This is a genomic window from Lysinibacillus sp. A1, from assembly GCF_000801965.1.
Taxonomy (GTDB): domain Bacteria; phylum Bacillota; class Bacilli; order Bacillales_A; family Planococcaceae; genus Lysinibacillus; species Lysinibacillus fusiformis.
In genome coordinates, this window is record NZ_JSZM01000040.1 from 104,917 (window position 1) to 111,727 (window position 6,811).

At 35.1% G+C, this 6,811-nt stretch carries 8 protein-coding genes; 2 read left to right on the top strand and 6 right to left on the bottom strand.

Annotation, left to right across the window (positions count from 1 at the left end; genetic code table 11):
- Positions 1-12: 12 nt before the first annotated feature.
- Complete coding sequence (locus tag PI85_RS22215; RefSeq protein ID WP_036126404.1) at positions 13-813, bottom strand: cytochrome c oxidase assembly protein; 801 nt, start codon at positions 811-813, stop codon at positions 13-15.
- A 13-nt stretch (positions 814-826) separates the two neighbouring features.
- Positions 827-1,291, bottom strand: coding sequence for a DUF2243 domain-containing protein (locus PI85_RS22220; RefSeq protein WP_200886593.1), 465 nt, complete (start codon positions 1,289-1,291; stop codon positions 827-829).
- A 906-nt stretch (positions 1,292-2,197) separates the two neighbouring features.
- Between PI85_RS22220 and PI85_RS22225 the strand changes: the two genes are divergently transcribed.
- Positions 2,198-3,553: a lytic polysaccharide monooxygenase gene (locus tag PI85_RS22225; protein WP_036128042.1), complete on the top strand. Its 1,356-nt coding sequence runs from the start codon at positions 2,198-2,200 to the stop codon at positions 3,551-3,553.
- Between the two features lie 233 nt (positions 3,554-3,786).
- Here the strand turns inward: PI85_RS22225 and PI85_RS22230 are convergent, their stop codons facing one another.
- The 4 genes from PI85_RS22230 to PI85_RS24560 all read right to left on the bottom strand — a co-directional run bounded on the left by PI85_RS22230 (position 3,787) and on the right by PI85_RS24560 (position 5,662).
- Entirely contained in the window at positions 3,787-4,092 is a 306-nt protein-coding gene (locus PI85_RS22230; RefSeq protein ID WP_036126407.1) for a hypothetical protein, read from the bottom strand.
- 293 nt (positions 4,093-4,385) lie between these two features.
- Positions 4,386-4,667, bottom strand: a complete 282-nt coding sequence (locus tag PI85_RS22235; protein WP_036126410.1) for a hypothetical protein — start codon at positions 4,665-4,667, stop codon at positions 4,386-4,388.
- A 299-nt stretch (positions 4,668-4,966) separates the two neighbouring features.
- The gene (locus PI85_RS22240; RefSeq protein WP_036126411.1) at positions 4,967-5,173 is read right to left on the bottom strand and encodes a hypothetical protein; all 207 of its coding nucleotides are present in this window, start codon (positions 5,171-5,173) and stop codon (positions 4,967-4,969) included.
- Positions 5,174-5,500: 327 nt separating this feature from the next.
- Positions 5,501-5,662 (bottom strand): hypothetical protein, encoded by a 162-nt coding sequence (locus PI85_RS24560; protein WP_158499487.1) that lies wholly within the window; start codon positions 5,660-5,662, stop codon positions 5,501-5,503.
- A 320-nt stretch (positions 5,663-5,982) separates the two neighbouring features.
- On the opposite strand from PI85_RS24560, the gene PI85_RS22245 reads away from it, so the two are divergent.
- Complete coding sequence (locus PI85_RS22245; protein WP_036126415.1) at positions 5,983-6,546, top strand: hypothetical protein; 564 nt, start codon at positions 5,983-5,985, stop codon at positions 6,544-6,546.
- Positions 6,547-6,811: the final 265 nt, after the last annotated feature.

Below are 6,811 nucleotides of genomic sequence, written 5' to 3' on the forward strand. Positions count from 1 at the left end.
GCTCGTTACCAATTATGGTAATGAGCTATTTGTCCTTGCAACAACAGTATTTCTTGTCCTTTTAAACCACTGGTAAAATAGTATATAAACAAGTGCAATTTCAATTAGATCTCCGCCGTAGTACATAATCATAGCACCTTGCTCTGCTTGCTCAGTAGATACATGACTAGGAGGATACGCATAAATATGTTTGGACAATATCGAATGAGCTGTTAAAGCTATCAATAAAACGATTGAACGAAAAACATAAGATAATCGATGTGGAATTGGGTCAATATAGATAAATGCAATAGTAAATAAATAACCTGCTATAAAAATATGAATGTGAATCAGTATATATAAAACCGAGCTTTCGTGCATCATGTTAAATAGAGGGGTTGTATAGAGCAGCCATAAACCTCCTACATTCAGTATAGTTGCTATGATAGGATTGGACACAAATCTGAAGAAAGAGTTACGTATTATACGTGAAATAAAACGAGCCTTTTTCACAGGGATAGACCTTAAGAATAAGGTAATAGGTGCCGATAGCGCTATAAGCAGTGGCGCTAGCATTCCAAGCAATAAATGGCCAACCATATGTGCTGAAAAATTTACATGTGCAAGCTCTGCTAATGGACCGATTAACGTTAACATGGCACATAAATGCCCCAGTATCCAACATAAGGTCCTAACAGAAGGCCATTGTTTTTTATGCTGATTTGAGAGTATGACTGCAACGAGATAGGATATGAAAGAAATCAAAAACGGGAAAACTAATATGAGCTGTACAATGATAGAAAAATTTTGTATGTGAGGTTCATGTGTTTGCAAAGCTGGTAACTCCTTATTGATTAGTTTTAAATAATAAGACTACACCAATTATGATTAAAATAGCCGCTAGCACATTCCAAACAATATCATAGGGGACAATATCAACATCATATCGAATTTGATGTAGCCTCATGAATTTATGTTGAATAATACCATCATAAAGTTGAAATGTTCCTGCACCTAGAAAAATTCCTCCAAGCCACCGTTTTAACCAAAATCCATGTTTTCGATGAAGGTCTGCCAGTAAAAAAGCAGAACCAATTGTGGCAAAAAAACTAAAGGCATGAAACAATCCATCAGAGACTAATCCCATATTAGCTGTAGATTTATCATAGAAATGATGCCAATGTAATAATTGATGAAAAATTACCTCGTCTATAAATGCTACTACGCCAAAACCAAATAATATACCGGTCCACATATTACGTTGCCCATACTGAAAACGATTTTCGTGTTTATGATGTTTCTCCACATACATTTTTGATATGTCCAACCCATTCACCTCAATTTAGATTTTTATTAGTTTAACCATGAAATAAAAGGATTTAAACAAACCAGCACCTTTACTTATGCAGTGTAGTAAACCCGCAGTTCCTATTGGTGCTAGAAACATTTTGGATCAGCCTACATTCGCAAGAGCAACTTTTATCTCCTCATCGTCGCTAGTACTGCACCTTACAAAATAATTTCCGCTTTAGCTCATTTTTACCTTGGTCGTAATCTGTTTAGTACTAAAGGAAGGAATAACGGTCCGTAAATAAAAAAGCCATCTATCTGATAAAATCTCGATAGATGGCCACTATAGCTACCTCAGTCATTGTATACCCATCCACTATGCTAATAAGAGAAAAATAAAAAGACCTCGAAAATGAGGTCAAAACTTATTCCATATTTTTTTACTATTTTCAGGAATCATCTATCCAGTGTTTGACTTCCTCTACTTCTAGTCCACCTGCTTCTTCCCTGTAACCTCATAAATTGGTTTTCTTTATAGTCCAAATACAACCATCAGCGGTGATTGCGCTACTGCTACCACTTCTTGATGCTATTGGTTTGTTACTACGGGGCGAAACTTAGTCTGTCCTTTATTGACATCTCTAATGAGCTTTACAAGCCCCATCGGCTGTATATTTCGAAATAATATCAATTAGTACGAAAATAGACAAATTTAAATATTTTATTAGAATTTATAGCTTTTTTTAATAGAAATTAGCTTTGTAAAATAACATTTTCAACTAAACAAGTACTTTATACCTGTATTTTCACAAAAATGTTTTTTTACAAAATAAAACTATTGTATTATTTATCCGTAGTTTGAATAATTATTAATCTATTGCTATCATACTAGTCGCAATACATTTTCAAAATAAGGAGACGATGGATGATGAACACTAAATTTACAAAATTAAGCAAAAAAGGTCTGAGTGCTGCCCTATTAGCAGCCGGAATCATAGGGATTTCGACAGCTCCAAATGCATATGCACATGGATTTGTTGAAAAACCAGCTAGCCGTGCAGCCTTATGTACTCAAAATTATGGGGCACTTAACTTAATGTGTGGAAGCATAATGTATGAACCACAGAGTTTAGAGGCGCCTAAAGGATTTCCGCAAAGTGGACCGATGGATGGAAAAATTGCTTCTGCAGGAGGTCTTTTTGGTGGTATCCTTGATCAACAAACGACAGATCGTTGGTTTAAGAATACAATTACGGGAGGGCCTAATACGTTTACATGGAAGTATACTGCGCCACATTTAACTAGCAAATGGCATTATTATATTACTAAACGTGATTGGAATCCTAATAAACCATTAACTCGCGCTGATCTTGAGCAAATTGGAACTGTAGCACATAATGGCTCTGCTGCATCGACTAATTTAACTCATACAATTAACGTGCCAACAGATCGTAGTGGCTATCACGTGATTCTAGCCGTTTGGGATGTCGCTGACACTTCAAATGCGTTTTATAATGTGATTGATGTAAACTTGGTGAATAATGATGGCAATGTAGATACAGAAGCCCCAACACAGCCAAATGGATTACATACAACAAAAGTTACTTCTACTAGTGCCGAGCTAAAATGGAACCCTTCTACAGATAATGTAGGTGTGAAAGAATATCAAGTATTACGTGATGGCAAAGTAGTTGCAACTATTCCAGGAACAACATTCACAGATAAAAATTTAAATTCCAATACAAAATATACTTACTCAGTAAAGGCAGTAGACGCAGCTGGGAATGTATCTACAGTAAGTGAATCTCTAGTTGTAGAAACATTGCATGCTGCTCCAGATACAGAATCACCTTCGCAGCCAACTTCATTACATACAATGGGAATCACTTCTTCAAGTGTCGACTTAATGTGGGGTGCTTCAGAGGATAATGTAGCCGTTGACCATTATGTAATATATAGAGGGTCAACAAAAGAACAAATGACTGCTGTTGGGACTTCAACAATCACATCATTTAAGGATATGAATCTTCAATCGAATACTTCCTATATATATGCAGTAGCTGCTGTAGATGTAGCTGGGAATGAGTCTATTAAAAGTTCCATTTTAACTGTAACAACTAAAGAGCAAAGTACTTCTTATGAGCAATGGAGTCCATTCAAGGCGTACAAAAAAGGTGATAAGGTAGAATATCAAGGTAAGAATTATGAAGCAGTTCAAAGCTATCAAGGCTATGGAGATCCAAATTGGATAAACGCGTTGTCTTTATGGAAAGAAATTAAATAAAAATTAGTTTTCTAGTAAGAGAATTCAGCATCATTTTGTCTCAATAGAAATTATTGAAGTAAAAGCAGCTTGCATGCAAGCTGCTTTTTACACCCTAATGATCCAAGGAGATTACCCAATAAGATAGATACATATCATCTCAAAGAAGGAACTGTTTGATGATTGAAAAGAGTTTTCACCGCAACGTTTTGACTATTGTTGTAAGAAATAACCTACTATCAGCTCTAAATTAATTATGGAGCTGTAATATCCACCAAACTCCATGTTTCAGAAACTTCATTGTAAATGGCTTTATACATGCTTATTGTACTATTACTTTGTTGAACACCAAATTGGAGGCTAATTTCACCAGTAATTGAATGGATCTCCACTTTAAAATCAAAGTTATTGTATGGAACTGTCTCATCAGGACGAAATTCTTCTAGTATCATTAAGCCAGACCATCCTGCCAATTGCATATGGACTGTTTCTGAAAATACTATAGAAAAGCCATCTTTATTATTTGTTGTTCCCAAAGTAACTAAAGGTGCACCTGGCACGCTATTCTCGTCTTATACATGTAGATGCTTTATAACGAGCCTTCACCGTACAGGCGACTTTCATCGCATACGGCGATCCGTCAACAATATTTCTATACTTACTTCCCCGTAAACATAGTAGTTTTATTTCTAAATATATTCAATAGAATTTCAACAAGGTAAAGAACTCTTTACCTTTTAAAATCGCACTCAACTTTCTTAATACCATAAACAACATAACTAAGGTTGCCTAACTGAGGTAAAATAGAGCCCCACCTAATTATCATAGGTGAGGCCAACATTAAAAAACTTATTTAACTTGGATCAAAAGTAATTGTATAGCTTTTTAAAGAACCCGGTATAAAATTTCCATTACTATCCTTAGCATAGATTTCTAATGTCAATTCATTTCCATGTAGTGCTAAACCATCAATTGTTGTACTAGGAACAGTCCAAGTGTAAGGTGAATCATCCACAGTAACATTTTGATTGATCGGCCCTGATCCAGTTAGGTACCTATAGCCTAAACGGAATGTAGTACCTGCAGGAAATTCAGAATCCCAAGAAATAATTACATCATTTCCTGTACCATTCACTGCTGTAAAGTTTTTAATCTCTGTAACGCTATTCTCGTCTTAGACATTCAGATGCTTTATAACGAGCCTTTACCGTACAGGCGACTTTCATCGCATACGGCGATCCGTCAACGGTAGCAATGTATCTTATTTCCCCGTTATCATAATAATGATGGCTTATATGCTGGTCAATAGGATTTTCAAAAGGTAAAGAATTTTTAACCTTTACTCTATTGAATTTTTATCATCAACCTCCCCTTTTCTGTATGACATTTAAATTTTATGAAAAAAAACCCCACCTAATAAGGTGAGGTCCATTCTTATTCCCAATTAACTCCGTTGAATGTTGCAATAATATCTCTAGTCATTTTATTACCAGATAAATTTTGTTTATTGCCCTTTGTCAATGTAATTTTTTGACCAATGCTTGCATTGTTGTCCAGTAAAACTACGATAGATTTATCGATGTCATTCCATATTGCAGAAGTAATGAGATCTTGAGAGTCATCATCAAAATGGCTAATCATATTAGACCCATCGATAATTTTAATTTGACTATGAGAAAGATAAATGTCTTCTCCTACTTGAAATGTAACTGAATTAGCATTTGTTCCACTTACAGAAGTTTTATCTAGCCCTACTAAAATGCTATTCTCGTCTTATACATGTAGATGCTTTATAACGAGCCTTCACCGTACAGGCGACTTTCATCGCATACGGCGATCCGTCAGCAATACTTCTATACTTATTTCCCCGTAAACATAGTAGTTTTATTTCTCGTTGAAATCAATAAAATCACTACAAGGTAAAAAATTTTTAACCTTCATTGGCGAATTCTCGATGCTGAAGATATATTACGATCTCTTTTCAGCAAATAACAAAATGAGTGTGGCGATTGGACCTAATATAAGAGAAAGTAAGAACCAATTTAACCCCGTCCTATTCTTCCCTTGTGCCAATCCAGCATTGATTAATGCTAATGTACCCCAACCTACGAAATATTGATTATCCATCATCTGTCCCCCTCATTCATTTAACATACTGACCGTTCCTAAACATTTTTCACAAATTTGATCATAACATATCCAAATGCTTCATATGGTGATTATGAACGTTTCGTTTTCAAAAGAATGAGATGGAAAAACAACTGACGAATGTAATGCTGGCTACCCCTTCATTTGAATGATTTTTTACGTTTTCCCTCCATTGCCTTTTCCCTATATCCTCTGCTAAATCATCAGAAAAATATACCATTTTTGAGATAATTAAGGTAAATTCATTAGTGAACTGTTATACTATAATATCTTCTCCCCATTTTATGAAAGGTGGTACATTTATGAGTAAAACTCTTGTAAATTTACAAAATGAGCTTATAGCTGAAACGAAAAAAGGATTCCCCATTTTATTATCTGGCGTCCTAGTCTTTTTAATGTTCACCCTCATGTATTTTGTTCTTCCCATAGAAGCTGTCCGTTTAATTTGGATATTTGGTTTGGGCGCTATTTTCCCTATTGGCATGTTCATTGGTAAAATTCTCGGCGTCAGTTTAAACTCTACAGACAATCCTTTAGGAATTTTAGGAGGAATAGTGGCAGCTCCTCAAGCTTTTTATATACCTGTATTTATCATCGTGTATATGAAAATACCTGAATACCTTCCCTTCACAATTGGTTTACTTGCTGGCTCTCATTTTCTTCCATACATATGGATTTATAAAAGTAAAGCCTATTTATTTGTTACTTTAGGAACCTGTTTTTCGGCCCTTATCTTAGGTGGTTTCTTTGTTGACTATGCTTTCACTCTTGTACCTTTAGCTATTTCGATTGTTTATGGGATTGGAGTTGCTTTAATTCAAGGAGAACTTAAAGCCAAACCAGTATCGTCATCTGCTATAAGGTGATTTTTATGGAAGAAACTATATAAGTAAATCCCGAAAGAGTTATTTGCTTTATCATTGTGCTTGCTGCTATATTTTCCGAGGATTTGTTGACTTTTTCCTTTTTATGTTTTATATTTACAATATCCATGTGCTGTTTAATCTCTAGTCAGATTAAGCAGCTTTTTTTATTGCTATGTAGCGTTCTTGCATTCTCTCCACAATAGTCTCTTGTTACCTTTATATAAAAAATTACCAGGCTCAAGTCATTGATATGCTCCCTATTAGG

What these genes read in the sequence shown, in the direction of transcription:
- PI85_RS22225 (WP_036128042.1), top strand. Translation starts at nt 2,198, where the DNA reads ATGAACACTAAATTTACAAAATTAAGCAAAAAAGGTCTGAGTGCTGCC.
- PI85_RS24560 (WP_158499487.1), bottom strand. Translation starts at nt 5,662, where the DNA reads ATGATGGATAATCAATATTTCGTAGGTTGGGGTACATTAGCATTAATC.
- PI85_RS22245 (WP_036126415.1), top strand. Translation starts at nt 5,983, where the DNA reads ATGAGTAAAACTCTTGTAAATTTACAAAATGAGCTTATAGCTGAAACG.
- PI85_RS22240 (WP_036126411.1), bottom strand. Translation starts at nt 5,173, where the DNA reads ATGATTAGCCATTTTGATGATGACTCTCAAGATCTCATTACTTCTGCA.
- PI85_RS22220 (WP_200886593.1), bottom strand. Translation starts at nt 1,291, where the DNA reads ATGTATGTGGAGAAACATCATAAACACGAAAATCGTTTTCAGTATGGG.